We start from the raw sequence: 1,667 nt of genomic DNA on the forward strand, positions 1-1,667 counted from the left end.
TGTCGAAGGTGGGACTGGCGATTGGGACGAAGTCGTAACAAGGTAGCCGTACCGGAAGGTGCGGCTGGATCACCTCCTTTCTAAGGAGCACTTCTCACCAACTCCGGTTGGTCAGAGGCCAGTACATCAGCGAATGTCTGATGCTGGTTGCTCATGGGTGGAACGTTGATTATTCGGCACACTTGATCGTCTTCTCCTTCTAGTACTGCTCTTGCGAGCGTGGAACGTTGAGGGAAGCGGGGAGTGTGTCGGGCACGCTGTTGGGTGTCTGAAGGTACGGCCGGTTCGGCTGCCTTCAGTTGCCGGCGCCGGTGAAGCACCACTGAGGTGGTGTGTGACGGTGTACTGGTTGTTGTTTGAGAACTGCACAGTGGACGCGAGCATCTGTGGCCAAGTTTTTAAGGGCGCACGGTGGATGCCTTGGCACCAGGAACCGATGAAGGACGTGGGAGGCCACGATAGTCCCCGGGGAGTCGTCAACCAGGCTTTGATCCGGGGGTTTCCGAATGGGGAAACCCGGCAGTCGTCATGGGCTGTCACCCACTGCTGAACACATAGGCAGTGTGGAGGGAACGCGGGGAAGTGAAACATCTCAGTACCCGCAGGAAGAGAAAACAACCGTGATTCCGGGAGTAGTGGCGAGCGAAACTGGATGAGGCCAAACCGTATACGTGTGAGACCCGGCAGGGGTTGCGTGTGCGGGGTTGTGGGATCTCTCTTTCACGGTCTGCCGGCCGTGAGACGAGTCAGAAACCGTTGATGTAGGCGAAGGACATGCGAAAGGTCCGGCGTAGAGGGTAAGACCCCCGTAGTCGAAACGTCAGCGGCTCGTTTGAGAGACACCCAAGTAGCACGGGGCCCGAGAAATCCCGTGTGAATCTGGCGGGACCACCCGCTAAGCCTAAATATTCCCTGGTGACCGATAGCGGATAGTACCGTGAGGGAATGGTGAAAAGTACCCCGGGAGGGGAGTGAAATAGTACCTGAAACCGTGTGCCTACAAGCCGTGGGAGCGTCGGAACGTGCTTGCACGTTCTCGTGACTGCGTGCCTTTTGAAGAATGAGCCTGCGAGTTTGCGGTGTGTTGCGAGGTTAACCCGTGTGGGGAAGCCGTAGCGAAAGCGAGTCCGAATAGGGCGATTCAGTAGCGCGCTCAAGACCCGAAGCGGAGTGATCTAGCCATGGGCAGGTTGAAGCGGAGGTAAGACTTCGTGGAGGACCGAACCCACCAGGGTTGAAAACCTGGGGGATGACCTGTGGTTAGGGGTGAAAGGCCAATCAAACTCCGTGATAGCTGGTTCTCCCCGAAATGCATTTAGGTGCAGCGTCGTGTGTTTCTTGCCGGAGGTAGAGCACTGGATAGGCGATGGGCCCTACCGGGTTACTGACCTTAGCCAAACTCCGAATGCCGGTAAGTGAGAGCGCGGCAGTGAGACTGTGGGGGATAAGCTCCATGGTCGAGAGGGAAACAGCCCAGAGCATCGACTAAGGCCCCTAAGCGTACGCTAAGTGGGAAAGGATGTGGAGTCGCACAGACAACCAGGAGGTTGGCTTAGAAGCAGCCACCCTTGAAAGAGTGCGTAATAGCTCACTGGTCTAGTGATTCCGCGCCGACAATGTAGCGGGGCTCAAGCGTACCGCCGAAGTCGTGTCATTGCAGTACATAC

1 rRNA gene (running past one end of the window) is annotated in these 1,667 nt (G+C 56.9%); it reads left to right on the top strand.

The features are described from left to right. Window positions 1-388: 388 nt before the first annotated feature. A 23S ribosomal RNA gene (locus ACIQWG_RS40760) occupies window positions 389-1,667 on the top strand (it continues 1,265 nt past the right edge of the window).

Origin of the sequence: Streptomyces sp. NPDC098781, from assembly GCF_044759995.1 — a bacterium.
GTDB lineage: Bacteria > Actinomycetota > Actinomycetes > Streptomycetales > Streptomycetaceae > Streptomyces.